Source organism: Dyella agri (assembly GCF_044904705.1).
Lineage (GTDB): Bacteria > Pseudomonadota > Gammaproteobacteria > Xanthomonadales > Rhodanobacteraceae > Rhodanobacter_A > Rhodanobacter_A agri.
The window spans coordinates 198,425-223,153 of record NZ_JADIKL010000006.1 but is presented as its reverse complement, the minus strand read 5'-3'; the positions used below and the strand labels follow the sequence as shown (position 1 = coordinate 223,153).

General features: G+C 68.7%; 25 protein-coding genes. 15 read left to right on the top strand and 10 right to left on the bottom strand.

Features of this window, described 5'->3' with window-relative positions:
- Nucleotides 1-2 precede the first annotated feature (2 nt).
- On the top strand, nt 3-650 hold the full coding sequence (pyrE, locus tag ISP14_RS12745) for an orotate phosphoribosyltransferase (RefSeq protein ID WP_404540462.1): 648 nt from the start codon (nt 3-5) through the stop codon (nt 648-650).
- An 85-nt stretch (nt 651-735) separates the two neighbouring features.
- Nucleotides 736-1,380: a DUF4124 domain-containing protein gene (locus ISP14_RS12740; RefSeq protein WP_404540460.1), complete on the top strand. Its 645-nt coding sequence runs from the start codon at nt 736-738 to the stop codon at nt 1,378-1,380.
- 133 nt (nt 1,381-1,513) lie between these two features.
- On the opposite strand, the gene ISP14_RS12735 is transcribed toward ISP14_RS12740, so the two are convergent.
- From ISP14_RS12735 to coaBC, 3 genes are read right to left on the bottom strand one after another with little or no spacing between them, the layout of a single operon-like run.
- Nucleotides 1,514-3,877 carry a phosphomannomutase/phosphoglucomutase gene (locus ISP14_RS12735; protein ID WP_404540457.1) on the bottom strand — a complete coding sequence of 788 codons (2,364 nt, stop codon included), beginning with the start codon at nt 3,875-3,877 and terminating at the stop codon, nt 1,514-1,516.
- Between the two features lie 55 nt (nt 3,878-3,932).
- Nucleotides 3,933-4,388 carry a dUTP diphosphatase gene (gene dut, locus ISP14_RS12730; RefSeq protein WP_404540488.1) on the bottom strand — a complete coding sequence of 152 codons (456 nt, stop codon included), beginning with the start codon at nt 4,386-4,388 and terminating at the stop codon, nt 3,933-3,935.
- An 8-nt stretch (nt 4,389-4,396) separates the two neighbouring features.
- Nucleotides 4,397-5,602: a bifunctional phosphopantothenoylcysteine decarboxylase/phosphopantothenate--cysteine ligase CoaBC gene (gene coaBC, locus ISP14_RS12725; protein WP_404540454.1), complete on the bottom strand. Its 1,206-nt coding sequence runs from the start codon at nt 5,600-5,602 to the stop codon at nt 4,397-4,399.
- Between the two features lie 96 nt (nt 5,603-5,698).
- Between coaBC and radC the strand changes: the two genes are divergently transcribed.
- The 5 genes from radC (at nt 5,699) to ISP14_RS12700 (ending at nt 11,051) form a co-directional block, all read left to right on the top strand.
- A complete protein-coding gene (gene radC / locus ISP14_RS12720) occupies nt 5,699-6,370 on the top strand; it encodes a RadC family protein (protein WP_404540451.1) in 672 nt (223 codons plus the stop codon).
- Nucleotides 6,371-6,845: 475 nt separating this feature from the next.
- A complete protein-coding gene (gene argS, locus ISP14_RS12715) occupies nt 6,846-8,534 on the top strand; it encodes an arginine--tRNA ligase (protein ID WP_404540448.1) in 1,689 nt (562 codons plus the stop codon).
- Nucleotides 8,534-9,238, top strand: coding sequence for an SPOR domain-containing protein (locus ISP14_RS12710; RefSeq protein WP_404540445.1), 705 nt, complete (start codon nt 8,534-8,536; stop codon nt 9,236-9,238). Before argS ends, ISP14_RS12710 begins: the two co-directional genes overlap by 1 nt.
- Nucleotides 9,239-9,462: 224 nt before the next feature.
- A complete protein-coding gene (locus ISP14_RS12705; RefSeq protein WP_404540442.1) occupies nt 9,463-10,230 on the top strand; it encodes a hypothetical protein in 768 nt (255 codons plus the stop codon).
- A gap of 68 nt (nt 10,231-10,298) precedes the next feature.
- A complete protein-coding gene (locus ISP14_RS12700) occupies nt 10,299-11,051 on the top strand; it encodes an SDR family NAD(P)-dependent oxidoreductase (RefSeq protein ID WP_404540439.1) in 753 nt (250 codons plus the stop codon).
- 22 nt (nt 11,052-11,073) lie between these two features.
- Here the strand turns inward: ISP14_RS12700 and ISP14_RS12695 are convergent, their stop codons facing one another.
- Nucleotides 11,074-11,433, bottom strand: coding sequence for a winged helix-turn-helix transcriptional regulator (locus tag ISP14_RS12695; RefSeq protein WP_404540436.1), 360 nt, complete (start codon nt 11,431-11,433; stop codon nt 11,074-11,076).
- A gap of 104 nt (nt 11,434-11,537) precedes the next feature.
- Between ISP14_RS12695 and ISP14_RS12690 the strand changes: the two genes are divergently transcribed.
- Together ISP14_RS12690 and ISP14_RS12685 are read left to right on the top strand one after the other, a co-directional pair.
- Nucleotides 11,538-11,849 carry an antibiotic biosynthesis monooxygenase family protein gene (locus ISP14_RS12690; RefSeq protein WP_404540433.1) on the top strand — a complete coding sequence of 104 codons (312 nt, stop codon included), beginning with the start codon at nt 11,538-11,540 and terminating at the stop codon, nt 11,847-11,849.
- Entirely contained in the window at nt 11,846-12,316 is a 471-nt protein-coding gene (locus tag ISP14_RS12685; protein ID WP_404540430.1) for a group II truncated hemoglobin, read from the top strand. Before ISP14_RS12690 ends, ISP14_RS12685 begins: the two co-directional genes overlap by 4 nt.
- A gap of 26 nt (nt 12,317-12,342) precedes the next feature.
- Here ISP14_RS12685 and ISP14_RS12680 read toward each other — a convergent pair whose 3' ends face one another.
- From ISP14_RS12680 to speA, 3 genes are all read right to left on the bottom strand, one after another.
- Entirely contained in the window at nt 12,343-13,515 is a 1,173-nt protein-coding gene (locus tag ISP14_RS12680; RefSeq protein WP_404540427.1) for a DUF3734 domain-containing protein, read from the bottom strand.
- A gap of 4 nt (nt 13,516-13,519) precedes the next feature.
- Nucleotides 13,520-14,305 carry a 3-hydroxybutyrate dehydrogenase gene (locus tag ISP14_RS12675; RefSeq protein WP_404540424.1) on the bottom strand — a complete coding sequence of 262 codons (786 nt, stop codon included), beginning with the start codon at nt 14,303-14,305 and terminating at the stop codon, nt 13,520-13,522.
- Nucleotides 14,306-14,422: 117 nt separating this feature from the next.
- Nucleotides 14,423-16,309 (bottom strand): arginine decarboxylase, encoded by a 1,887-nt coding sequence (speA, locus tag ISP14_RS12670; RefSeq protein WP_404540421.1) that lies wholly within the window; start codon nt 16,307-16,309, stop codon nt 14,423-14,425.
- Nucleotides 16,310-16,521: 212 nt separating this feature from the next.
- Between speA and speE the strand changes: the two genes are divergently transcribed.
- Nucleotides 16,522-17,376: a polyamine aminopropyltransferase gene (gene speE, locus ISP14_RS12665; RefSeq protein ID WP_404540418.1), complete on the top strand. Its 855-nt coding sequence runs from the start codon at nt 16,522-16,524 to the stop codon at nt 17,374-17,376.
- 110 nt (nt 17,377-17,486) lie between these two features.
- Here speE and ISP14_RS12660 read toward each other — a convergent pair whose 3' ends face one another.
- On the bottom strand, nt 17,487-17,681 hold the full coding sequence (locus ISP14_RS12660; protein ID WP_404540413.1) for an antitermination protein NusB: 195 nt from the start codon (nt 17,679-17,681) through the stop codon (nt 17,487-17,489).
- 176 nt (nt 17,682-17,857) lie between these two features.
- On the opposite strand from ISP14_RS12660, the gene ISP14_RS12655 reads away from it, so the two are divergent.
- The 5 genes from ISP14_RS12655 (at nt 17,858) to ISP14_RS12635 (ending at nt 22,686) form a co-directional block, all read left to right on the top strand.
- Nucleotides 17,858-18,898: a hypothetical protein gene (locus ISP14_RS12655; protein ID WP_404540410.1), complete on the top strand. Its 1,041-nt coding sequence runs from the start codon at nt 17,858-17,860 to the stop codon at nt 18,896-18,898.
- A 49-nt stretch (nt 18,899-18,947) separates the two neighbouring features.
- Nucleotides 18,948-19,583 (top strand): nucleotide-binding protein, encoded by a 636-nt coding sequence (locus ISP14_RS12650; RefSeq protein WP_404540408.1) that lies wholly within the window; start codon nt 18,948-18,950, stop codon nt 19,581-19,583.
- A 33-nt stretch (nt 19,584-19,616) separates the two neighbouring features.
- On the top strand, nt 19,617-20,090 hold the full coding sequence (locus ISP14_RS12645) for a SixA phosphatase family protein (protein ID WP_404540405.1): 474 nt from the start codon (nt 19,617-19,619) through the stop codon (nt 20,088-20,090).
- Nucleotides 20,087-20,641: a YceI family protein gene (locus ISP14_RS12640; protein WP_404540403.1), complete on the top strand. Its 555-nt coding sequence runs from the start codon at nt 20,087-20,089 to the stop codon at nt 20,639-20,641. The genes ISP14_RS12645 and ISP14_RS12640 overlap by 4 nt, the downstream gene beginning before the upstream one ends.
- A 152-nt stretch (nt 20,642-20,793) precedes the next feature.
- Entirely contained in the window at nt 20,794-22,686 is a 1,893-nt protein-coding gene (locus ISP14_RS12635) for a phospholipase D-like domain-containing protein (RefSeq protein ID WP_404540400.1), read from the top strand.
- 15 nt (nt 22,687-22,701) lie between these two features.
- Here the strand turns inward: ISP14_RS12635 and ISP14_RS12630 are convergent, their stop codons facing one another.
- Nucleotides 22,702-23,256, bottom strand: a complete 555-nt coding sequence (locus ISP14_RS12630; RefSeq protein WP_404540397.1) for an energy transducer TonB family protein — start codon at nt 23,254-23,256, stop codon at nt 22,702-22,704.
- 73 nt (nt 23,257-23,329) lie between these two features.
- Entirely contained in the window at nt 23,330-24,613 is a 1,284-nt protein-coding gene (locus ISP14_RS12625) for an acetyl-CoA C-acetyltransferase (RefSeq protein ID WP_404540395.1), read from the bottom strand.
- Nucleotides 24,614-24,729 lie beyond the last annotated feature (116 nt).

Here is a 24,729-nt window from a genome sequence, read left to right as displayed (position 1 = left end):
CCATGCACGACTACCAGCGCGACTTCATCGAACTCACCTTGCAGCGCGACGTGCTGCGCTTCGGCGAATTCACGCTGAAGTCCGGGCGGCAAAGCCCGTATTTCTTCAATATGGGGCGCATCGATTCCGGTGCCGCGCTGGGCCGGCTGGGCCGCGCCTACGCCGCCGCGGTAGTGAACGCCGGAATCGGCGTGGACATGCTGTTCGGCCCCGCCTACAAGGGCATCGCGCTGGCCGCGGCTACCGCGATCGCGCTGGCCGACCAGCAGGGCCGCGACCTGCCCTGGGCCTACAACCGCAAAGAGGCCAAGGACCACGGTGAGGGTGGCGTGCTGGTCGGTGCGCCACTGAAGGGCCGCGTGCTGATCGTGGACGACGTGATGACCGCCGGCACCGCGGTGCGCGAGTCGCTCGCGCTGATCCGTGCCCACGGTGCCGAACCGGCTGGCGTGCTGATCGCGCTGGACCGGCAGGAACGCGGCCAGGGCGAACTGTCCGCCGCGCAGGAAGTGGCGCGCGATTACGGTATCCCGGTGATCGCGATCACCAGCCTCGCCGACGTGCTGGCCTATGCGGGCGAGCGCCCGGAACTGGCGGCCGAACACGCGCGCCTGCTCGCCTACCGCGAACGTTATGGTGTGAACCACTGAACCCGGTCACAGCCCGCGGCGGCGAATCGCCCGTCGCAGGCTTGCAGGCCGCCGCCGCGTCTATACTTCGGCCGAGGGGGTACCCATGCGTAAATCACTGTCCATCCTGATCATCGCCGCGCTGCTCGCCGCTGCGCCGCTCTGCGCCATGCAGGCCGCGAGTAGCAACGGGGTACGCTACAAGTGGGTGGACGGCAAGGGCCAGCTGCATTTCAGCGACAGCCTCAGCCCGGATGCGCTCAAATACGGCTACGACGTGGTCAACGACCAAGGCCTGGTGGTGTCGCACGTGCAGCGCCAGCTAAGCTCGGAGGAGCGTGCCGCCGCGCAGAAACAGGCCGCCCTGCAGGCCGCCGCCCAGCGCGCCGCCCAGGATCGGGCCCGTGCCGACGAGCAGATGCTGTCCACCTACCCCGACGAAGCCGCGTACAAGGCCGCGCTGCAACAAACGCTGGCGAACATGGACCAGCAGATCCACACCAGCAAGCTCAACCTGCGCAGCCAGGAGCAGGCACTGACCGAGTTGCTGGGCCGCGGCGCCGAATTCGAGCACAACAAGCAACCGCTGCCGAAGTTCCTGCAGGACGGCATCGCCAAGCAACGCGGCGTGGTGAGCGAGTTGCAGGCGGTGCTGCAACGCCAGCTGGCGCAGCGCGAGCAAGCCACGCAAGCTCAGGTGCAACAGCTGGCGCACTATCGCGCCCTGCAGGCCGCACAGAATCAGCCCTGAAGTCCGCCCGGATACCCGGCACACAGGAACCTGCTGCGCACCCTCAGGCATGGACGTGCTTGGGGGTGGAAACGGGCGAGTCCGGACAGACTGACTCGAACCACCGTCATGCTGACGGTGGTTCGAGATCGCCTCAGAACGGCAGTTTCAACGCCGGGTCGACGGCAAGCAGCTGCTCGCGGAACGCCTGCTGGATGCGCTTGAGCGCCACCGGATCGTCCGCATCGAAACGCAGCACCAGCACCGGCGTGGTGTTCGACGCGCGCACCAGGCCCCAGCCGTCCGGCCAGTCGGCACGCACGCCATCGATGGTGATCAGGGTGGCGTCGCCGAAGCTCGCCTTGGCGCGGAAACGCTCCATGAAACGGTAATGCTCGCCCTCGGCCAGCTCGATCTTCAGCTCCGGCGTAGAGACGCCCGCAGGCAGGGTGGCGAAGATCTCCTCCGGCGTGCGCTCTTCCAGGTCGCCGGCGAGGATCTCCATCAGCCGCGCGCCGGCATAGATGCCGTCGTCGAAGCCGTACCAGCGCTCCTTGAAGAAGAAATGGCCACTCATCTCGCCGGCCAGCTCCGCGCCGGTCTCGCGCATCTTGCCCTTGATCAGCGAATGGCCGGTGCGCCACATCAGCGGGCTGCCGCCGGCCTCGAGGATCTGGCCCTTGAGGTGGCCGGTGCACTTCACATCGTAGATGATGGTGGCGCCCGGCTGGCGCGCCAGCACGTCGCGCGCGAACAGCATCAGCAGGCGGTCCGGGAAGATGATCTCGCCGGCCTTGGTCACCACGCCGAGGCGGTCGCCGTCACCGTCGAAGGCCACGCCGAGGTCGGCACCCGTCTGCCTCACCGCGAGAATCAGGTCCTCGAGATTGTGCGGGTCGGAGGGATCGGGATGATGGTTCGGGAACGTGCCGTCCACGTCGCAGTACAGCGGCACCACGTCGCAACCGATGCCGGAGAGCACCTGCGGCGCCACCGCGCCCGGAATGCCATTGCCGCAGTCCACCACCACCTTGAGCCGGCGCTCGGCCTGCACGTCGGAGACGATGCGCTCCAGATAGTCCGGTAGCACGTCGACCTGGCGCAGGCTGCCTTCGCCGCCCTGCTCCAGCGCGTTGCGGGCGATGCGCTGGTACAGATCCTGGATCGAACCTTCGGACAGCGTCTGGCCGCCGATCACGATCTTGAAGCCGTTGTAGTCGGGCGGGTTGTGGCTGCCGGTGACCGCCACGCCGCAACCGGTGTTGAAGTGGTACGCGGCGAAATACACCACCGGCGTGGGCACCGCGCCGAGATCGATCACGTCGATGCCTGCGGCACGCAGGCCATCGGCCAGCGCGCCGGCCAGCTCCGGGCCGGACAGGCGGCCGTCGCGGCCCACCACGATCTCGGTGAGAGCCTGCTCGCGCATCAGCGTGCCGATGGACTGGCCCAGCAAGCGCGCCACGCCGGCCGTCAGTGTCATACCCACCACGCCGCGGATGTCATAGGCACGGAAGATCGTCGGATCGACCGCGACATCCGCTACGGCCTTCGCCGCGGGCGCGGGTGCAGGTGCAGGTGCGGCGACCGGCGCGGACGCGAGCTTGGCGAGCACCGGCTCGGGCGGTGCGGATTTGCGGGCAGCTTCCTGGGACAACTTGAACTCCTCGATATCGATATCCTGCTCGGCCAGCGGCACTTCGCGGTACCGCAAGCGCCACCACAGCAGGTACAGCCCCGCGCCGATGCCGACCAGGGCCAGCAACCCCGCCAACAGCCACGAGCGCGGCAACACGATGAAAGCCTCGGGCAGGGCCACGGCCACGCTGAATGCGCTGCCCGGCACCGCCTTGGCGGTGGACTCCGCATCGGCGCCGACGCTGCCGTGCGAAAGAATGCGCATGTCGGCGCTGGCGTCACCCTGGCGGAGATCCAGGCGGCCGCCTGCGGGCGACGCCGCGTCGAACACTTGTTGCACCGGCGCGAACGGCAACTCTACCCATAGCCAGGCCCGCGCCTGCGGTGTCGAACCCAGCGGCAGCACCAGGCTCAGCCGGCGATTGCCCACGCTGTGCGACACGCTTTGCACCGGCGGCAGGCCATCGTCGGTTTGCGCGGCCATCAGCTGCGCGGCCTTGGCATAGCCGAACTCGCGGAAATTGGCGTGCAGCACCTCGTCGAGGCTGCCGCTGTAGACATCCAGCTGCAACGCCTGCGGCAGCCGTGCGTGGAGCACCGCCAACAGCTGGGCGTGGTCGCCCTGCAGCATGGACGGATCCAACCCCGCCACCGCCTTCACCACCGCGGCGCGTTGCGTGGCGACCGTTTGCGCCAGCTGCTGCACGACTTCGTCGCGCGCCTGTCGCACGCGGTCCGCCGCACTGCCCTCGTCGGCGATCAGCCAGGTCTGCCAGGCGCAGAACCCGCCAAGCAGCAGCAACAACGTACCCATGGCCAGCGGCCACAGCCGTCGCCAGTCCAACTGCGTGCGACCACGCAATCCATTTGTGTCACTCATCGCCACCCCCTGCCCCCGCAGGTGTCCGCCCCATCCGGCCCGACGCCGCGCCAGATCACTTGATGCCCGTCGAACCGAAACCGCCGCCGCCGCGCGCGCTGGGCGCGAACTCGGCCACGATGTTCAACCGCGCCTGCGCCACCGGCACCAGCAGCAGCTGCGCGATGCGGTCGCCCACACCGATGGTGACCGGCTCGCGGCCGCGGTTCCAGCAGGAAATCATCAACGGCCCCTGGTAATCGGCGTCGATCACGCCGACCAGGTTGCCCATCACCAGGCCTTGTTTGTGACCCAAGCCCGAGCGCGGCACGATCAGCGCGCACCAGCCCGGGTCGCCGATGTGGATGGCGATGCCGCTGGGCACCAGGGCACTGTCGCCGGGTGCCAGGGTGAGCGGCGCATCGAGCGCGGCGCGCAGGTCCATGCCGGCGCTGCCGGTAGTGGCCGGCTCCGGCAGCGGAATGCTGTCGCCCAGACGCGGGTCGAGGATCTTCAGTTCGACATCCAGCATCGCCGCGCTCATCCGCGCACCGCGCGATAGCGCTCGGCCACGCAGGCGACCAGCTGCCGCGCCAGCTCGGCCTTGCCGGCGCGCGCCAGCGCCAGCATGCCGTCGGCCCAGTACACGTCCAGCGCGTTGTCGGCCGTCTCGAAACCCAGCCCGTCGCCGACGCGGTTCGCGGCGATCATGTCCAGGCCTTTTCGTTGCAGCTTGTCCTGCGCATACCGCGCCACGTCATGCGTCTCCGCAGCGAAACCCACCAGGAAAGGATGCGCGGGACGCGCCGCGAGGCTGCCGAGGATGTCGGGATTCTCGGCCAGCTGCAGCACCAGGTCGGCGCCGGCCTGCTTCTTGAGCTTGCGCTCGGCGACTTCGGCCGGCCGGTAATCGCCCACGGCGGCCGCGCCGATGTAGATCTGCGCCTGCGCGGATGCATCCAGCACCGCCGCCTGCATCTGCGCGGCGCTGCGCACGTCGATGCGACGCGCGACGCCGGGCGGGGTGGCCAGGCTTACCGGGCCGGCCACCAGGGTCACCCGCGCGCCCGCTTCGGTCGCGGCCTGCGCCACCGCGAAACCCATCTTGCCGGAGCTGCGGTTGCCGATGAAGCGCACTGGATCGATGTCCTCGAATGTCGGGCCGGCGCTGACCACCACCGACAGCCCGGCCAACGCGCCGCTGCCAAACGAGGCCGCCAGCGCATCGCGCAGCTCGTGCGGCTCCAGCATGCGGCCGGAACCCACGTCGCCGCAGGCCTGTTCGCCCGCGGCCGGGCCGAGCAGCTGCACGCCGCGCTGGCGCAACAGAGCCACGTTCGCCTGCACCGCCGGATGCGCCCACATCTGCTGGTTCATCGCCGGCGCCACCGATAGCGGCGCGGCGCTGGCGAGGCACAGCGTGGTGAGCAGGTCGCCGGCATGGCCATGGGCCAGCTTCGCAATGATGTCGGCACTGGCCGGCGCGATCAGGATGCGCTCGGCCCAGCGTGCCAGCTCGATGTGGCCCATCGCCGCTTCGGCGCTCTCGTCCCACAGTGACGTGCGCACTGGCTGACCGGACAGCGCCTGGAAGGTGGCGGCGCCCACGAAGTGTTCGGCGCCGGCCGTCATCACCACGCGCACCTCGGCGCCTTGCTCGCGCAGGCGGCGGACCAGCTCGCAGGACTTGTAGGCGGCGATGCCGCCAGACACTCCCAGCAGGATGCGGCGTTGGGCAAGACTCATGTAGGCAGGGCCTGACGTGCGGGCAGACGGGTAGCTTACCGGAATCATGCCGCGCGACTGCTGCCTGCTTCGCATCGGCGCCAGCACACTAACCGCATGAGCATCCGCGACTGGCCCGAAGGCGAACGCCCCCGCGAGAAACTGCTGGCCCGCGGCAGCAGCACGCTGTCCGACGCGGAGTTGCTGGCGGTACTGCTCGGCAGCGGGGTGCGCGGCAAGGACGCGATCGCGCTGGGCCGCGAGTTGCTCACTGGCGCGGGCAGCCTCGCCGCCCTGCTTGGCCGCCCTGACCAGGCCGTGCGCGCGGTGGGCCTGGGGCCGGCCAAGCGCGCGCGCATCGCCGCCGCGCTGGAACTGGCCCGACGCTGTCTCGCCGAGCAACTGCGAGAACAGCCGGCGCTGGGCAATCCGCGCGACAGCGGCGACTACCTCAGCGCCCGGCTGCGCCACCTGCCCTATGAGGTGTTCGGCTGCCTGTACCTGGACAACCGCCATCGCGTACTGGCCTTCGAGGAGCTGTTCCGCGGCACCGTCGATGGCGCCAGCGTGCACCCCCGCGAGGTGGTGCGGGCCTGCCTTGCCCACAACGCCTGCGCGGTGATTTTTGCCCACAACCACCCCAGTGGCATGGCCGAGCCCAGCGCGGCTGATCGCGCGATCACCCGCGAACTGCGCGAAGCCTTGCATCTGGTCGGCGTACGCGTGCTGGACCACCTGGTGATCGGCAGCGGCAAACCCGTGTCGATGGCCGCGCGCGGCCTGATCTGAACCCACAAGGCAAAATCGCCGGAGCGATGACACCCAAAAAAAGCGGCGCGGGATGAGCCGCGCCGTGGGTGCCGATTCGGGGAGCGGAGAGAGCGGCGTCTCCGTGTGCCGGATGGTGGAGGGGAGTCGCCACCAGCACCCAGCCAGTGTGGCGCCGCCGCATGACAGGGCGATGACGATCCCGCGCCGCGGCCATGGCCGCTAGGCGGCCGTTACTTATGCACAAAAGCCCGCTACCGGGACTTGCAGGGCCATACGTACCCACGACTTCAAGCATGCGATATATCTACATGATTTCAATCAATTATTTTCAATGAAAGCTACGCGACCGCGCATGCAATGCCGCCCTTGCCACGCGAGGCGCCGCTTTCCCCACAGACTTATCCACAAGGGCTACGCCGCGCCGCAGCACGCCGGCCGTCCGGCGCGGGCGGTCTGCTAGGATTGCCGGTTCCATCCCGGAACCGCCGCGCCCGTGAAAGCACAGCTGCACGAACTGATCCTGCAGGCCATCCACGCCCTGCAAACCCAGGCCATCCTGCCTGTCGACCTGGCGATCCCCGGTTTCGTGATCGAGCGCACGCGCAGCCGCGAACACGGCGACTTCGCCTGCAACGCGGCGATGCTGCTGGCGAAACCCGCGCGGGCCAAGCCGCGCGAACTGGCCGAAAAGCTGGTGGCCGCGCTGCCGGCCAGCACCCTGGTCGCCAAGGTGGAGATCGCGGGACCCGGCTTCATCAACTTCTTCCTTGCTTCCGACGCCAGCCAGGCCCAGGTGCGCCAGATCCTCGAACAGGGCGTGCATTACGGCCGCAACGGGCTGGGCGCGGGCCGCACGGTGGGCGTGGAGTTCGTTTCGGCCAATCCCACCGGCCCGCTGCACGTGGGCCATGGCCGTGGTGCGGCGATCGGCGACTGCCTCAGCCGCCTGCTGGAAGCCAGCGGCTGGAACGTGAAGCGCGAGTTCTACTACAACGACGCCGGCGTGCAGATCGCCAATCTCGGCATCTCGGTGCAGGCGCGGGCGCGCGGCCTTGCCCCCGGCGACGCCGGCTGGCCGGAGGACGGCTACCGCGGCGACTACATCGCCGACGTGGCGAAGGCCTATCTCGCCGGCGACAACGTCACCGTGGAAGGCCACACCGTCACCGGTGCGAAGAACGTCGAGGATCTCGACGCGATCCGCGCTTTCGCGGTCGCCAGCCTGCGCCGCGAGCAGGACCTGGATCTCAAGGCCTTCGGCGTGGGCTTCGACGTGTACTTCCTGGAATCCTCGCTGTACGCCGACGGCAAGGTGGAAGAGACCGTGCGCGAACTCATCGCCCACGGCCACACCTACGAGGAAGGCGGCGCGCTGTGGCTGAAGACCACCGACTTCGGCGACGACAAGGACCGCGTGATGCGCAAGTCCGACGGCACCTACACCTATTTCGTGCCGGACGTGGCCTATCACCTCAGCAAGTGGCAGCGCGGCTACGAAAAAGCGATCACGGAGCTGGGTTCCGACCACCACGGCTCGCTGGCCCGCGTGAAGGCCGGCCTGCAGGCGCTGGATTGCGGCATTCCCAAGGGTTATCCCGACTACGTGCTGCACCAGATGGTCACCGTGATGCGCGGCGGCGAGGAGGTGAAAATCTCTAAGCGCGCCGGCAGTTACGTCACCTTGCGCGACCTGATCGACGAGGTGGGCCGCGACGCCACGCGCTACTTCCTGATCTCGCGCAAGAGCGATTCGCAGCTGGTGTTCGACATCGACCTGGCCCGCTCGCAGACCAACGACAACCCGGTGTACTACATCCAGTACGCTCACGCCCGCGTGTGCTCGGTGCTGCGCCAGGCCGGCGAGAAAGGGTTCACGTTCGATCAGGACAATGGGCTGGCGCAACTCGCGCGGCTGGACAACGAACACGAGCAGGCCCTGCTCACCGAGCTGTCGCGCTACCCCGAAGTGGTGGAAGCCGCGGCGACGAACCTGGAGCCGCACCTGCTCGCCGTGTGGCTGCGCGAGCTGGCGAACGCGTTCCACACCTACTACAACTCGCACCAGTTCCTCGTTGACGACAAGGACCTGCGCGACGCCCGCCTCGCCCTCGTGGTGGCGACCCGGCAGGTGTTGCGCAACGGTCTGGATCTGCTGGGCCTGGGCGCCCCGGAGAGCATGTGATGGCAGCACGTAAAGGCAAGGGCCGGCAGGCCGTACGCAACAGCGGCGGCGGCATTCCTGGCTGGGTCTGGGCGCTGGTCGGCGTGCTGGTCGGCGCGGTGGCCGTGGTGGTGCTGATGCGCCACTCGCTGATGCCGATGGCGCCCAAGAACGGTCCGCAGGCGAATCCGCAGGCCACCGCCGAGGCGCCCAGCGAAACGGGCGCGGTGGCGCCCGGCAACGCCGAGAGCGCACCGAAGAAGCCGCAGTTCGACTTCTACTCCGTGCTGTCGGAGAAAGAAGTGCGCATCCCGGATGCCGAGATCAGCGCGCAGGCCAAGGCCGAGCAACAGAAGCAGCAGGCCGCTGTGGCGAATGCCCAGCCGGTGACCGCGCCTGTCGCGGCGCCGCCAGTAGCGGGCAATGCGCCGGTGGCCACCCAGAACGTGGAGGCCGCTCCCGCCGCCGCCGTGCCGAAGCCCGCCGCGGGCAGCGGCTACCTGCTGCAGGTCGGCGCCTTCCCCAATCCCGCCGATGCGGAGACCATGAAGGCCCGGCTCGCCATGCAGGGCTTCGTCGCCAACGTGCAATCCGTCGACGTGAACGGCCAGACGTTCCACCGTGTGCGGCTGGGGCCGTTCCCCAGCGCCAGCGCACTGGAAACGACCAAGCAGCGCCTCTCCAGCGCCGGCATCAGCTCGATCGCGCTGAAGGAAGGCCGCTAGGCTGACCACCCCTGACCGCCCCACACCCCAAGGCCGCGCTCGCAGCGCGGCCTTTTTGTTGCCTTAAGCATGCGTGAAGCTCGCCCATAGCGACCTTCACGCCCCGCTTCGCGGGCGCCGCGCACGCTGTTTGGCCGCCGTCCGTCAGCGACGTGCAGGGGAAGTCAGCAACACGCGGGGGATGTTCTATCCACGCAACGGGACCCGTGCCCGGGGAGGTTCGCATGAAGAGCAGCACAGTCTGGCTGGCGCTGGCGTTCGCGCTGACATGCAATGGCGCGCAGGCGGCGGACGATGTCCGTGTGGCCCGCGATTTCACCGACATGGTCGCGCCCGCGGACCAGCAGGCGTACGAGGCCGGTACCAGGCACTTCAACCAGTGCCTGCACCAGCACGGCTTCAAGTACAACTGGACGGCCTGGGCGCACGAAACCGGCGATACCTACAGCTACTCCTACGTCTCGGATCCGATGCCGTGGGCCAGCTTCGACGCGATGGACGCCGCAGTGAAAGCCTGCCTCGGGGTGATCCACTCCGACGTCAACCCGCACCTGAAGAGCGAGATCAGCGCGTTCATGCAGGCCATGCCCGAGCTGAGCCACCTGCCCAAGGACAAGGGCCCGCCGCCGCCGCTGATCGAGGTCCGCTACTTCATGCTCAAGCCCGGCCACCAGGCCGTGGAGACCTTCATGGCCGCCGCGAAGAAGATCGCCGCCGCCGCCGCGAAGTCGAACTGGCCCCACTACTACCAGTTCGCCCGCATGATCGACGCCGGCGACGACGCCCCCGACTTCATCCTGGTGATCCCCGACAAGAGCTGGGCGGACGTGGGCACCGAGCCCGACCCCGACGTGTGGAAGATGGTCGAGAACGTGTACGGCAAGAGCGACGCGGCTGCGATCCGCCAGTCGATCAATGACGCGGTCGCCAAGGAGTCCTCCCACGTGGACAGCTACAACGCGGAGCTGAGCTACATCGCCTCCGGCAAGTGAGTGCAAGCTTGCGATCCGGGCGGCCGCCTCGGTCGCCCGGATGCGCGCCGGCCACTACACTGGCGCACATGACGACCAAGACTGTTTGGATCACCGGCGCTACCGCCGGCTTCGGCGCCGCCACCGTGGCACGCTTCGTGGCTGGCGGCTGGCGCGTGATCGCCAGCGGCCGCCGCGCCGAGCGGCTGCAAGCGCTGGTGGACGCCCACGGCGCCGACAAGGTGCATGCCGTCGCCTTCGATATCCGCGATGAAGCCGCGCTGCGCGCCGCCGTCGCCGGCCTGCCGGCGGATTTCGCCGATATCGACCTGCTGGTGAACAACGCCGGCCTCGCGTTGGGCACCGCGCCGGCACAGCAGGCCGACCTGGCGCAGTGGCGGCAGATGATCGACACCAACGTCACCGCCTTGGCGACGATGACCCATCTGCTGCTGCCCGGACTGATCGCGCGCCGCGGCGCGATCGTCAATATCAGCTCGATCGCCGGCAGCTATCCCTACCGCGGCGGCAACGTCTACGGCGGCACCAAGGCCTTCGTCAGCCAGTTCTCGCAGAACCTGCGCGTGGACCTGCACGGCACCGGCGTGCGCGTCACCTCGATCGAGCCCGGCATGGCCGAAACCGAGTTCACCCTGGTACGTACCGGCGGCAACCAGGCTGCCTCCGACCAGCTTTATGCCGGCGCCTGCCCGATCACCGCCGGCGACATCGCCGACACGATCTGGTGGATCGCCAACCTGCCGCCGCACCTCAACATCAACCGCCTCGAAATCATGCCGACCAGCCAGTCGGCGGCCGGCTTGCAGGTGCATCGCGACTAAGGCGATCGCGCACCGGCGCGGATCAACCCACCCCGCCGGAAACGCCGTACTCCATGCCCAAGGCGCGATGGTGGGTCTTGCCCCAGTTCGCCAGCGCGTTCAGTGCCGGCCTCAGGCTGCGGCCGAACTCGGTCAGCCGGTAATCCATGCGCTGTCCGCGCGCATCGCGCGTTTCGCGGCAAATCAATCCGTCCTCCTCCAGTTGGCGCAGCTGCTGGCTGAGCACCTTGTGCGCCACCTGCGGCATGGCCGCCTGGAAGTCGCTGAAGCGCCGGTGCCGTGTCGACAGCAGCCACAGGATCATCGGCTTCCACTTGCCGTGGATCAGGCTCAGCGTCACGTCGACGGGACAGGCGAAGGTCTTGCGCTGGGAGTGGTTCATGCGGCGACTCAAGGCAAGGCAGGTAACTTTGCGGTGCGTATCTTTCCGCACAACGGCGGATGCAGAATCGAGAGGCCACCCCGATGTCTCCACGAGGGCCGAGCATGATTGCCGAGTACATCCGTTACAAGATTCCGCCGGCGCAGGCGGCACGATTCGAACAGGATTACGTCGAAGCCGCACGTGGCCTGGATGCCTCCACGCACTGCCTGGGCTACGAGCTGGCCTGCTGCCTGGACGAGCCGGGCAGCTATATCCTGCGCATCGAATGGGATTCGGTGGAAGGCCACATGCAGGGCTTCCGCAACAGCGCAGAATTCCGCGCCTTCTTCGCCGCGATCAAGCCCTACGTGGACATGATCGAGGAAATGCGGCACTACCGTGCTACGTCGGTGCAACGGACCAAGTCGCCATGAGCGATGACGGGATTCCCAGCCTCTACGCATGGGCCGGCGGCCAGCCTGCGCTCGAGCGCCTCACCGAGATCTTCTACCAGCGCGTACCGGACGATCCGCTGCTGGCGCCGCTGTTTGCGCACATGGATGCCCGCCATCCCCACTTCGTCGCGCTGTTCCTCGCCGAAGTATTCGGCGGCCCGGCCGACTACAGCCAGCAACGCGGCGGCCACCAGGCCATGCTGGCGAAGCACGTGGGGCGGCATTTGAACGAAGCGCAACGCGCACGCTGGATGGCGCTGCTGCTGGAGTGCGCCGATGTTGCCGGCTTGCCGGACGACCCGGAATTCCGCTCCGCCTTTGTCGGCTACGTGGAATGGGGCACGCGACTTGCCGTACTGAACTCGCAGCTCGAACAATTACCCGGCGAGCAAGCGCCTATGCCCGCCTGGGGCTGGGGCGAGACCGGCGGGCCCTACCGGGGCTGAAGCCAGGCGATCGGAAACCATCGTTCTCACTCCTGGTGCACGTCGTGGGTCACGAACGGCTGCTCGGCCGTTGGCGCGGCCAGCCACTTCGGGTGCGCCAAGGTGTGGCGCATGTCGGCCAGGCCGCTGCGCCAGTGGCCGTGCATGCTGGCGGCGCTGAACTCGTAGTCTTTGTAGTGGCCCTCGTAGGGCTTGTCGCGGTAAATCAGGTGCACCAGGTTGACCAGCGCGCCGTTCGCCTCGCATTCGGCCTGGCGATAGGCCGGGTCGGCGCGACGTTCCGGCGGCACCAGCGCCAATACGTCCTGCAGCAGGCGCTGGCGGCGGCGGCTCTCGTGCATGTACTCGGTCATCAGCCGGGTGCGGCTGGAGTACTGGATCTCCTTGCTGCGTTCGGCCACGCCGGGCATGTCGTGGGGTAACTCGCCCTGCGCGCTCCACAGGTCGACCTGGAACACCAGCATGTCCCGCTGCGGCTGCTCGGTAAGCACGCGGTAGAGCGGCGTGTTGGAAACCACGCCACCGTCCCAGTAGTACTCGCCGTCGATCTCCACCGCGGGGAAGCCCGGCGGCAACGCGCCGGAGGCCATGAAGTGCTCGGGCCCGAGACGCTGCCTGGTATTGTCGAAATAGACGAAATTGCCGCTCTTCACGTTCACTGCGCCCACCGACACGCGCATCGCGCGCGCATCGTTGAGGCGGTCGAAATCGACCAGGCGCTCCAGCGTGCCGCGCAAGGGCGTGGTGTCGTACCAGCTCGCGGTGGCGGGCGTGGCCTGCGCCTGCAGGAACGGCGGCGGCAAGCGCGGCCGGAAGAAGCCGGGCTGGCCCTGGATCAGGGCGCTCCATGCCGCGAGGCCGCTGAGCCCGTTCTGCAGCACCAACGGCCAGTGGCGGGCATCGAGCGCCGCGGGCAAGGCGACAGGCGGCCATGGCGAGACGCGGCAGATCGTGTCCCAGAAATCGCGCAGGCGCTCGACGCGACGCTCCGGCGGATTGCCTGCGATGATCGCCGCGTTCAAGGCGCCGATCGAGATACCGGCGATCCAGTCGGGGCGCAGCTGCACCTCCTCCAGCGCCTCGACCACGCCCGCCTGGTAGGCGCCCAGCGCACCGCCGCCCTGCAGCACCAGGGCCACGGTGCGGTAGTCGCGCGCTACCGCTTCGGCCAGCGGCGTGCCTTGCTTGTCGTCCGCCATGGCCTTACTGCATGTACCAGCCGTGGCTGACCACGAAGCTCTGCCCGGTCAGCGCGGCGGAAGGGAACGTGGCGAGATACAGCGCGGTCTGCGCGATGTCGTCGACGGTGGTGAACACGCCGTCCACGGTGTCTTTCAGCATCACGTTCTTGATCACGTCCGCCTCGCTGATGCCCAGTTCCTTGGCCTGTTCGGGAATCTGCTTCTCCACCAGCGGCGTGCGCACGAAGCCGGGGCAGATCACGTGCGAGCGCACGTTGTGCGGTGCGCCCTCCTTCGCCAGCGTGCGGGCCAGGCCGAGCAGGCCGTGCTTGGCGGTGACGTAGGGCGCCTTCAACTTCGACGCCTCGTGCGAATGCACCGAGCCCATGTAGATCACGATGCCGCCGCGGTCGCCCTGGTACATATGGCGCAGTGCGGCCCTGGTGGTCAGGAAGCCACCGTCGAGATGGATCGCCAGCATCTTCTTCCAGTCGGCGAAGGCGAACTGGTCGATCGGGTTGATGATCTGCACCCCGGCGTTGGAGATCAGGATATCCAGCGCGCCAAACGCCGCGACCACCTTGTCGGTGCCCGCATCCACCGCGGCCTCATCGGTGACGTCCATCGCGATGCCGATGGCCTGGCCGCCCGCGGCGCTGATTTCCGCCGCCGCCGCGTCGGCCGCCTGCTGGTTGATATCGCAGATCGCCACCTTCGCGCCGTGCTTCGCGTACAGCTCCGCGATCGCCTTGCCGATGCCGCTGGCCGCGCCCGTGATCAGGGCCACCTTGCCGTCGAGACTGCCCATGGGGGTACTCCGTGAGGGGGAGGCCGCCATTGTAGGGAAGGCATGTGACGGCACCATCAGCCTTTGGTGCAAGGCGGCTTGCTTCCTCATCCCCGCAGGGAGAGGAGGCCATCGGTGTCAGCCTTCCTCGGCGAGGTAGGTGTAGGCCGTCAGGCCGCCGTCCAGCGTGCGGTAAAGCTGCTCGGCCGCCTCGCCCGCAATGCCCGCAGCGGCGATGCGCTCGCGGTAGCTGGCGCGCAGGGCGGCGAGGTCGTAGCCCACGTAGTCCAGCATCAGGTCGGTGGTGTCGCCCCGGCGCTTGTGCGCGAAAACATACGAATCGCCGGCCACCCGCACGTTCACCGCGTCGGTATCGCCGAACAGATTGTGGATGTCGCCCAGCGTCTCCTGGTAGGCACCGACCATGAAGATGCCGAGCCGGTAACTTTCGCCGTCCTGCAGTGCGTGCAGCGGCAGGCTCACGTCCACGCCTTCGGCGTCGACATAGTCGTCGATGCGGCCGTCGGAGTCGCAGGTGAGATCGACGATCACGCCGCGGCGCGCCGGCTCCTCGTCCAGCCGCGCGATCGGCGCGATGGGGAAAATCTGGTCAATCGCCCAGATGTCGGGCACCGACTCGAACACCGAGAAGTTGACGAAGTACTTGTCCACCAGCTTCTCGTCCAGCTCGTCCAGCGCGGCGCGATGCGAGCGCTCGCCGGGCAGCAGGCGCGCGCGCACCGCGTTGGCGACGGCGTAGTACATCTCGTCCAGCCGCGCGCGGTCGGCCAGCGCCAGCTGGCCCAGCGCGTACAAGGTCTGGCCTTCGCTCAGATGGTGCTGGGCTTCGTGGAACAGCTCCAGCGCGGGACGCTGGTCGAGTTCGCCGTGCACCTCGCGCAGGCGGCGCAACACCGCGGGCTCGTCCTTCGCCACAGGTGGGATCGCGCCGGCCGGCACCTCCTCCACCTCGCTCACGTTGACCACCAGCACCGCATGGTGCGCGGTCATCGCACGGCCCGCCTCGGTGAGGATATGCGGCGCCTTCAGGCCTTCCGCCTCGACCGCCTCGGCCAGCGACTGCACGATGGTGGCGGCGTACTGCTCGATCGAGTAGTTGATCGAGTTGTGGCTGCGCGAACGCGACCCCTCGTAATCCACGCCCAGGCCGCCGCCGACGTCGACGGTCTCCAGCGGCACGCCCATGCGGGTGAGCTCGACGAAGTAGCGGGTGGCCTCGCGCATGCCGTTGGCGATGTCGCGCACGTTGGAGATCTGCGAGCCCATGTGGAAATGCTGCAGCTTCAGCGTGTGCTTGAGACCGGCCTGCTCCAGGCGTTCGATCAGGGTGAGCACCTGCGCCGGCGACAGCCCGAACTTGCCCTTGTCGCCGCCGGTGTTCTGCCACTTGCCGGCGCCGATCGAAGCGAGACGCACGCGCACCCCGAGCAGCGGCTCGACCCCGAGCGCCTTCGCCTCGGCGAACACGTGATCCAGCTCGGAGAGTTTCTCGATCACGATGTGCACGCGCAAGCCGAGCTTGCGCCCGATCAACGCCAGACGGACGTATTCGCGGTCCTTGTAGCCGTTGCAGATCACGATGGAGCCGGGCCGCGCCATCGCCAGCACCGCCATCAGCTCGGGCTTGGAGCCGGCCTCCAGGCCAAAGCCCTGCGCCCCGGCGGCCACCAGTTCGCCCGCCACGCCGCGCTGCTGGTTCACCTTGATCGGATAGATCGCGGTGTAGCCGCCCGCGTAGTTCCATTCACCGATCGCCTTGGCGAACGCTCCCTGCAGGCGCGCGAGGCGGTCGGCCAGAATGTCGGGAAAGCGCACCAGCAGAGGCAGGCGCAGGCCTTCGCCGCGCGCGCGTTCGACGATGGCCGGCAGCGGCAGCGCGGGTCCGCGCGCGCCATGCGGGCGGATCGCGATCTCGCCGGCATCGCTGACATCGACGTAACCGTCGCCCCAATGGGCCACGGCATAGGTGTGGCGGGCATCGGCCACGGTCCAGCGCTTCGACATGGAGGGTCTCCTCGTACCAACGGAAAGCATGTCGTCGCAGCGGCGAGCCTTGACGGTAGGTAAGCACGATGGGCCGGAAGCCTCGCACGCCGCGGGGCCGATCGCGCCAGCCGGGCGCATGGCGCCTCGGAACCGGCATTGTAACAGCCCATACGCTGCAGCTCGGCTACAATGGGCGGCCAAACATCCCGTTCGGACCCCCAGGAACACCCATGTCGCAGCAGATCAGCTGGTACACCGAAGCCCACCAGGCCTCCGGCTCCTCCATCGGCTTCCGCACCGAGCAACTGCTGCACGCGGAGAAGACGCCGTTCCAGACCATCGAGATCCACCAGACCACCGACTGGGGCAAGCTGATGGTGATCGACGGCTGCGTGATGCTCACCACGCGCGACAACTTCCTGTACCACGAGATGATGACCCACCCCGCGCTGTTCACCCACGCGCGCGCCAAGCGCGTGGTGATCATCGGCGGCGGCGACTGCGGCACGCTGCGCGAGGTGCTCAAGCACGAGGAAGTGGAGAAGGCCACCCAGGTGGAGATCGACGAGCGCGTCACCCGCCTCGCCGAGCAGTATTTCCCCGAGCTGTGCGAATCCAACAACGACCCGCGCGCCGAACTGCTGTTCATCGACGGCATCAAGTACATGGCCGAGGCCGAGCCGGAGTCGATCGACCTGGTGATCGTGGACTCCACCGACCCGGTGGGCCCGGCCGAAGGCCTGTTCAACGCCGCGTTCTACGCCAGCTGCTTCAAGGCGCTGCGCCACGGCGGCCTGCTGGTGCAGCAGAGCGAATCGCCGCTGGCGCATATCGAACTCATCAAGTCGATGCGCGCGGCAATGCGCACGGCCGGCTTCAGCGCAGTGAAGACCCTGCCGTTCCCGCAGCCCTGCTACCCCACCGGCTGGTGGAGCTGCACGATGGCGCGCAAGGGCGGCGACCTCAGCGGCTTCCGCGAGCGCGGCGCGATCAGCAAGGGTTTCCCTACCCGTTACTACAACGCCGAGATTCACAAGGCCGCGCTGGCCCAGCCGGAATTCATGCGCGAAGCTTTTGGCGAATAAGCCAAAAGCTTCAAATAGACATAGTACGGATCGTCGAGGTGTGGCTTGAAGCAAGCGCGCTCTGTGAGTGCCCTAGTTCACCTCGGGCCAGCAGTTTTCGCCCCTGCCCCTCAAAACAGCTTGCCGCGCACCTTCGGCAACACCACCAGCGCCAGCGTCGCCAGCGGACCGAACGGCAGCGAGAGTAGGAACCAGATCAGGCCACTGCGGTTCTTGCCCTGGGCAAGGCCCGCATTGATCAGCGCCAGCGTGCCCCAGCCGGCGAACCACGGCGCGCCATCGGCAAAACTGGAAAAATGATTCACGGCATGTCCTCCGGCCCCTGTGTTGTGGAGCGCGCCGGGCGCGCGGACGAACCGGCATCCTAGCAACAACTCGTCTTCGGACAGCCCTGTCGCGGCATCTTCCGACTCAGATACCGTTCAGAGCATCCTCAACGCCCGCCGCTAAGCTGGCGGCTCTGTGATCGCTGGAGCACCTCATGCGTGGATGGCACTGCCTTGCCCTTGCCGGCGCCTTGTCGCTGACCGCCGCACCCGCGGCATTCGCCGCGCAACAGCCGGCGCCAGCCGCCACCGCGACACCCCCCGCTGCCGACGCACGCGTGCAGGCGCTGCAATCGTTCCAGCGCGACCTGGTCAGCGTGCTGGCGCTGCGCGCCACGGCGCAGCCGCTGCTGGGCGCGGCCGTGCTGGCCCGTCCACTGCCGCAGCAGCCGAAGACCAACAGCTTCCATGCGCTGATCAGCCGCGCCGCCGCGGCCAGCGACGCCGGCCCCGCCGAGCAGTGGATGCGCCTCGCCGACTGCGACGCGCAGGCCGATGCCTGCCCGAACGCCACCGCGCTGCGCAAGCTGCTGGAGCTGGCGCCGGACAACGCCGCACCGTGGCTGCTCAAGCTGGGCCTCGACAACCGCGACATGAAGTCCGACGCGGCACGCGACGACCTGGCCAAGGCCGCCGCCGCCAAATCCTACGACGACTACACCGGCAGCAGCGTTACCGCGCTGGCCGGCGTAGTGGATGCGCTGCCCCCGCCGCCGGCCACGCAGAGCGCGGGTGGCCCGGAAGGCGTGCAGGCGCTGATCGTGCTGGGCAACGCCCGGCTGCAGCCGCGGCCTGCCCTGCCAGGGGTCGCCAAGCTGTGCGAAAACGCCGGCGACGACGCCGCGACCAAGGCCGACTGCCTCAAGCTCGGCAAACTGCTCGAATGGGGTTCCAGCCCGCTGGCACGCTCGCTGGGCCTGCACCTGCGCGAGGTGCTCGGCGACGCGGACGCGCAGGCGGACGCCCGCCAGCAGCGCCGCGACCTGGCCTGGCAGATACAGAACTATTCGCAGCTGGCGCTGCGCGCCCAGGACGATCCTGCGACGGCGCAGCGGCTGCTGGCGGCCGCGAAACAGGGCGGCACCGAGATGAGCCAGATCACCGCCGTGCTGCGTGCCAGCGGCGTCTCCACCACCGCACCGGGCAGCTGGCAACCCACTGCGCAGGATGCTCCGGCGCCGGCACACTCCCCATGACCGGGAACACCGGTTAGGCTTGGGCCACCTTCGCGGACCGGGGCGACCCATGCTTACGACGCTGGTGGCAAGCAGCAAGGGCGGATGCGGCAAGAGCACGCTGGCGACGCAACTGGCGTCGCACTGGGCACAGGCCGGGCAGCACACCGCCATCGTGGACGCCGACCACCAGGGTTCCAGCTACCGCTGGGCCGGTCGCCGTCCCGACCACGTACCCGGCGTGCTGGGCCTGGAAGGCGGCCGCAAGGCCCTGCAGCGCCTGCCGCCAGACACCCAGCAGCTGCTGATCGACACCGCTGCCGGCTCCGGCGAACGCGAACTCGAACCCTTCATCGAGCAGGCCGACGTGCTGCTGGTGCCGGTGCTGCCGTCCAGCTTCGACCTCGACGCCACGACGCACTTCCTCGGCGAACTGCAGTCCATCAAGCGCATCAAGAACGGCAAGGTGCCGGTGGCGCTGGTCGCGAACCGCCTCAAGCCCTGGACCCGCGCCAGCCAGGATGCGGTGGAACAGCTCGCAGCCGCCTCGCCGTTCCCGGTCGTCGCGCAGCTGCGCGACAGCCAGGCCTACGTGCTGCTCACCGCGCTGGGCAAGGGCATCTTCGACTACCAGTCCGAGCAGGTGCGCAGCCACCAGCAGGACTGGAAACCGCTACTGCGCTGGATCAAGCGCCAGGCCGCCTGAGCGCGCCGTCACCACCATTCCACGGAGCTTTCCATGCACGAACTGATCCTGCTGCGCCACGCCGAAGCCCTGCCCACCGACGGCGGCGGCGACGACCGCCAGCGCCCGCTCAGCGAGCACGGCCGGCGCGAGGCGAAAGACGCCGGCGCATGGCTGGCCCGGCACGGCGCTCGGCCGCTGCGCGCGCTGTGCTCGCCGGCGCGCCGCGCCGAGGAAACCGCGCAGCTGGCGCTGGCCGCGCTCGCCGATCCGCCGCCGCTGCAGCAGGCCGGCGAGATCTACGACGCCACGCCCGGCGAGCTGCTCGCCCTGCTCGACCAGCACGCCGACGCCGGCACCGTGCTGCTGGTAGGCCACAATCCCGGCATCGAGCGGCTGGTGGCCTTGCTGGTGGAAGGCCGCTCGGACGAGTTCCGCGGCATGCCGCCAGCCGGCCTGGCGGTACTGCACCTCAACGGCCCGCTGGAGCCGGCCAGCGCGCGGCTGGATGCGTTCTGGTCGCCGTGAGGCGACACGCACACGCCGCCCTGCTCGCCCTCGCGCTACTGCCACCGACCGCCCACGGCGCCGACTACCGTATCGACAGCGCGCACTCGCAGGCCACGTTCAGCACGCACCTGCTGTGGCGCGAGATCCTCGGTCGCTTCAGCCGCATCGACGGTACGCTGCGCGATGGCCCGCAGGCGGGCAGCGTGGTGGTCGACGCGCGCATCGACGTGGCCAGCCTGAGCGCCGACACGCCGGCCTCGCGCCGCCGGATGCTGGCACCCGAATTCTTCGACGCCGCGCAGTTCCCGCTCATCCACTTCGTCTCCGACCCGTTCCCGCTGGCCACGCTGGAACGCGGCGGCGCGTTGCCGGGGCGCCTCAGCCTGCGCGGCGTCACCGCACCGGTGCGCTTCACGCTGCAGCCGCTGCACTGTGCGCCGGCCGCGTGCCGCGTCGTGCTGGTCGGCCAGCTGCAGCGCAGTACGTTCGGCATGACCAGCCTTCGCGCCATCGTCTCCGACCACGTCGAACTGCGCCTGGACATCGCCTTGCAGACCGTGCCGCACTGATGCAACCCCTGGAGCCTGTTCATGATCTCCCCACGGCCCGCGCCGGGAGCTGTTTGCGCGCAGGCCAAGGAAGAACGAGGGAGTGGACGTCCGTCCACGACCGAGTGATGACGCCGGCATGCGGGCAAACAGACCCGGCCCTGCGGGTTGCCATGCGCCTGCGCTGGTCCATCTTCCTGCTTCTCGTCTCGTGCGTGGTCTTGCTGCCAGGCTGCTCGCTCACACGTGCCCAGATCCGCGAGGCCGGCGCCCTCGTCGCCGCCAGTCCCGGCCGCGAGGACACCTGCCACCAGGCCGACCGCTGCGCCACGCCTTCGCCCCTGCTGGAAGCCGCGCAGCAGGCGATCGCCACCTCCACCGCCGACTACCCGGTCAACACGGTCACCTTGCTGGATGACAGTGAAGCTGCGCTGGTGGCGCGCATCAGCCTGATCCGCGCCGCGCAGCACAGCATCGATGTGCAGACCTACATCTGGGACGAAGACGACGTCGGCCAGCTGGTGCTGGACGAGCTGGTGCGAGCGGCACGGCGCGGCGTGAAGGTGCGCATCCTCGCCGACCAGCTGTTCTCCTTCGACGACCTCGGCCTGCTCGACCGCCTCGCCCGGGTCAGCCCCAATCTCGAAGTGAAGCTGTACAACCCCACCTTCCACGACGCGCAAACGCCGCCGCTGGAATTCGCCGCCGGCATCGTGTGCTGCTTCATGAAATTCAACCAGCGCATGCACAACAAACTGCTGCTGGTGGATGACGCCATCGGCATCACCGGCGGGCGCAACTACCAGAACCGCTACTTCAACTGGGACCCCGACTTCGACTACCTCGACCGCGATGTGATGGCCGGCGGGCCGGTAGGCCGGGAGATGGCCGACAGCTTCACGCTGTTCTGGGACCACAAACGCTCGGTGCCGCTGATCCGCCTGCGCGACGTCAACCGGCGCATCCGCAGCGACAGCGCGCCGCCCGGCTGGATCGCCCCGCACTACACCGACCCGGCGCGAGTGGCGCGCGCCCAGGCCGAGGCGGCTGACCCCGACTGGCTCGCCGCCTGGATCGGCGACGACACCTTGCAGGTGAGCCAGGTGAACTACTTCAGCGACCTGCCGGCGAAGACCGACGAGCCGCACAAACGCAACGCCCGCGAACTCACCGCCCAGCTGATGCAAATGGTCGCCGACGCGAAGCGGGAAGTGGTGATGCAGACGCCCTACCTGGTGCTCAGCAAGCGCGCGCAGGACATCTTCAAGCGCCTGCACAAGCAGACCCCGCCGCCCAGCATCATCGTCTCCACCAACTCGCTGGCCGCCACCGACGCGTTCGCGGTCTATGCACTCTCCTACAAGCATCGCCGCCACTACCTCACCGAATACGGCTTCCAGATCCACGAACTTAAGCCGCACGCGGACAGCGCCGAGGAAGCGTTCGAGGACGCCAACGACACCGAGGACGACGGTCCCGCCGGCACGCCGGGCGCCACGCCCGGCAAACCGCGCCGGCGCTTTCCGGGCAACGAGCGCCGCCCCGGCGTATTCGGCAGCCACGGCAGGCGCAACCGCCCCGCCCCCCTGCGCAGCAACGGCCGCCGCTACAGCCTGCACGCCAAGTCGATGGTGGTGGACAACAGTTTCGCGATGGTCGGCTCGCACAACTTCGACCCGCGCTCGGACCACTACAACACCGAGGCGGCCGTGATCGTCCAGGACCCCCGCTTCGCCAGCGAGCTGCGCGACTCGATCCTCGAGGACACCCAACCGCAGAATGCGTGGACCATCGGCAAGCGCGAGCCCACCATCCCGGTCCTCGGCGACATCAGCCTCGCCATCGGCGACGTCTCCGCGCGCCTGCCGCTGTTCGACCTGTGGCCGTTCCGCTACGCCACCAGCTACGAGATCAAGCCCGGCTGCGGCCCGCTCGCCCCCGACAACCCGAAATTCCGGGAGTGCTACACGCCAGTGGGCGACTTCCCCGACGTGGCGATCTCGCCGAAACTGATCTACACGCGGCTGATCACGGCGTTCGGGGCGGGGGTGAAGGGAATTCTGTGAGGCGGGCGGCGCCCGTTACGGCGCCTGCGCCACCTGCGGGTCGCCGCTGGTGAAGCGCAACGGCAAGTCGCCGCTGAAGCCGTCGGGGTGATCGGCCGGCACGGCGAAGCGCCAGCCGCGCACGGTGGCCAGCGCATGGGCATCGAGCACAGGGTCGCCGCTGGATTCGGCCAGCGTCGCATCGGTGACGCGGCCGCTGCCGTCGATGGCGACATGCAGCAACACGCGGCCGCGCAAATGGCCTTGCATCTGCGACCACGATACCGGCGCATCCGGCATCGACAACGGCACCAGCTCGGGCGATGGCGCGGCTTCCGCGGCCTGCGCGGCAGCCACGACGGGCGCCCGCACTTCGCGGTGGACCACCGCCATGGCACGCGGCTGGCGCGCGGCATGGCGCTGCGGCACGCGAACCGGCTCGCGGCCGCGCCGCGCCGCGGGCACGAAGCCCGCCACGCGCTCGCTGGGGCCGGCCCAGCCAGTGCTGAAGCCGCTGAGCCATTGCGTGCCGGCGATGCCGGCGGCCAGCGCGAGCAGGCTCAAGGTGGTGGTGGTACGCAGGCGAAACATGCCGGCCTTTATGCACCCGCGCAGGCGAATCGCGGCTGAAGCCCCTGCCGCGCGCACGTGGAGGGGCTTCAGGCTAGCGTTCGAGGATCGCGGTGACGCCCATGCCGCCGGCGGTGCAGATCGAGATCAGGCCGCGGCCCGAACCCTTCTGCTCCAGCAGCTTTGCCAGGGTGGCGATGATGCGCGCACCGGTGGCGGCGAACGGGTGCCCCGCGGCGAGGCTGGAGCCGTGCACGTTGAGCTTGGCCGGGTCGATCGCCCCCAGCGGCGCGTCCAGCCCCAGCCGGTTCTTGCAGTATTCCGCCGATTCCCACGCGCGCAGCGTGCACAGCACCTGGGCGGCGAATGCCTCGTGGATCTCGTAGTAGTCGAAGTCCTGCAGGGTGAGGCCGTTGCGCTTCAGCAGGCGCGGCACCGCCACGGTCGGCGCCATCAGCAGGCCTTCGCCGTGCACGAAGTCCACCGCGGCCACCTCGGCATCGCGGAACCAGGCCTGGATCGTGAGGCCACGCTGGGCGGCCCAATCCTCGCTGGCCAGCAGCACTGCGGCGGCGCCATCGGAGAGGCCGGTGGAATTGCCCGCGGTGAGCGTGCCCTGGCCGGAAGTCCGGTCGAACGCCGGCTTCAGCGCAGCGAGCTTCTCCATGCTGGTGTCGGGACGCAGGAAGCCGTCGCGTGTCAGGCCGCGGAACGGCACCAGCAGATCCTCGAAGAAACCGGACTCGTAGGCGGCGGCAAGCTTGCGGTGGCTCTCCAGCGCCAGCCGGTCCTGCGCCTCGCGGTCGATATGCCACTGCTTGGCCATCTGCTCGCAGTGGTCGCCCATCGACTTGCCAGTGCGCGGCTCGGCCACGCCGGGGAAGGATGGCTTGAGCTCCTTCAACGAGAAGCGGTGCAGCGCGATCTTCAGCTTGTCCTGCAGGGTTTTCGCGCGGTTGATCGCCAGCAGCCGCTTGCGCAGGCGGGTGCCGTAGACGATCGGCACGTCGCTGGTGGTGTCCGAACCTGCGGCGATGCCGGCCTCGATCTGGCCGCAGGCGATCTTGTTCGCCACGATGATCGCGTTGTCCAGCGAGGTGCCGCAGGCGCGCGCGGTGGTGATGCCCGGCGTGGTGGGCGCAAGGCCGGAGGAGAGCAGCGCCTCGCGCGCGAGGTTCCAGTCCGAGGCGTGCTTGATCACCGCCCCCAGCGCCACCTCACCCAATTCCACGCCGTGCAGGCCGTAGCGTTCCACCAGTGCGCCGAGCACCTTCACCGACATGCCGAAATTGCCCACGTCGGCGTAGGCGGTGTTGTTGCGACAGAACGGAATCCGCACACCCCCGACCACACCTACGCGCCGTTGCATCTGTTCCATGTCCAAGACGATCCAGAACCAAGCCCTGCCTGCAAGGCTAACCCGCTCCGCCACGGCGCGAAAGCGCGGCAAGCCGCAAAGTGGATCTCCATTCACCGAAACCGGCCGGGGCGACG

Coding starts and splice junctions, on each gene's coding strand:
- pyrE (WP_404540462.1), top strand. CDS start 3: ATGCACGACTACCAGCGCGACTTCATCGAACTCACCTTGCAGCGCGAC.
- ISP14_RS12740 (WP_404540460.1), top strand. CDS start 736: ATGCGTAAATCACTGTCCATCCTGATCATCGCCGCGCTGCTCGCCGCT.
- ISP14_RS12735 (WP_404540457.1), bottom strand. CDS start 3,877: ATGAGTGACACAAATGGATTGCGTGGTCGCACGCAGTTGGACTGGCGA.
- dut (WP_404540488.1), bottom strand. CDS start 4,388: ATGCTGGATGTCGAACTGAAGATCCTCGACCCGCGTCTGGGCGACAGC.
- coaBC (WP_404540454.1), bottom strand. CDS start 5,602: ATGAGTCTTGCCCAACGCCGCATCCTGCTGGGAGTGTCTGGCGGCATC.
- radC (WP_404540451.1), top strand. CDS start 5,699: ATGAGCATCCGCGACTGGCCCGAAGGCGAACGCCCCCGCGAGAAACTG.
- ISP14_RS12710 (WP_404540445.1), top strand. CDS start 8,534: ATGGCAGCACGTAAAGGCAAGGGCCGGCAGGCCGTACGCAACAGCGGC.
- ISP14_RS12705 (WP_404540442.1), top strand. CDS start 9,463: ATGAAGAGCAGCACAGTCTGGCTGGCGCTGGCGTTCGCGCTGACATGC.
- ISP14_RS12700 (WP_404540439.1), top strand. CDS start 10,299: ATGACGACCAAGACTGTTTGGATCACCGGCGCTACCGCCGGCTTCGGC.
- ISP14_RS12695 (WP_404540436.1), bottom strand. CDS start 11,433: ATGAACCACTCCCAGCGCAAGACCTTCGCCTGTCCCGTCGACGTGACG.
- ISP14_RS12690 (WP_404540433.1), top strand. CDS start 11,538: ATGATTGCCGAGTACATCCGTTACAAGATTCCGCCGGCGCAGGCGGCA.
- ISP14_RS12685 (WP_404540430.1), top strand. CDS start 11,846: ATGAGCGATGACGGGATTCCCAGCCTCTACGCATGGGCCGGCGGCCAG.
- ISP14_RS12680 (WP_404540427.1), bottom strand. CDS start 13,515: ATGGCGGACGACAAGCAAGGCACGCCGCTGGCCGAAGCGGTAGCGCGC.
- ISP14_RS12675 (WP_404540424.1), bottom strand. CDS start 14,305: ATGGGCAGTCTCGACGGCAAGGTGGCCCTGATCACGGGCGCGGCCAGC.
- speA (WP_404540421.1), bottom strand. CDS start 16,309: ATGTCGAAGCGCTGGACCGTGGCCGATGCCCGCCACACCTATGCCGTG.
- speE (WP_404540418.1), top strand. CDS start 16,522: ATGTCGCAGCAGATCAGCTGGTACACCGAAGCCCACCAGGCCTCCGGC.
- ISP14_RS12655 (WP_404540410.1), top strand. CDS start 17,858: ATGCGTGGATGGCACTGCCTTGCCCTTGCCGGCGCCTTGTCGCTGACC.
- ISP14_RS12650 (WP_404540408.1), top strand. CDS start 18,948: ATGCTTACGACGCTGGTGGCAAGCAGCAAGGGCGGATGCGGCAAGAGC.
- ISP14_RS12645 (WP_404540405.1), top strand. CDS start 19,617: ATGCACGAACTGATCCTGCTGCGCCACGCCGAAGCCCTGCCCACCGAC.
- ISP14_RS12635 (WP_404540400.1), top strand. CDS start 20,794: ATGCGCCTGCGCTGGTCCATCTTCCTGCTTCTCGTCTCGTGCGTGGTC.
- ISP14_RS12630 (WP_404540397.1), bottom strand. CDS start 23,256: ATGTTTCGCCTGCGTACCACCACCACCTTGAGCCTGCTCGCGCTGGCC.
- ISP14_RS12625 (WP_404540395.1), bottom strand. CDS start 24,613: ATGGAACAGATGCAACGGCGCGTAGGTGTGGTCGGGGGTGTGCGGATT.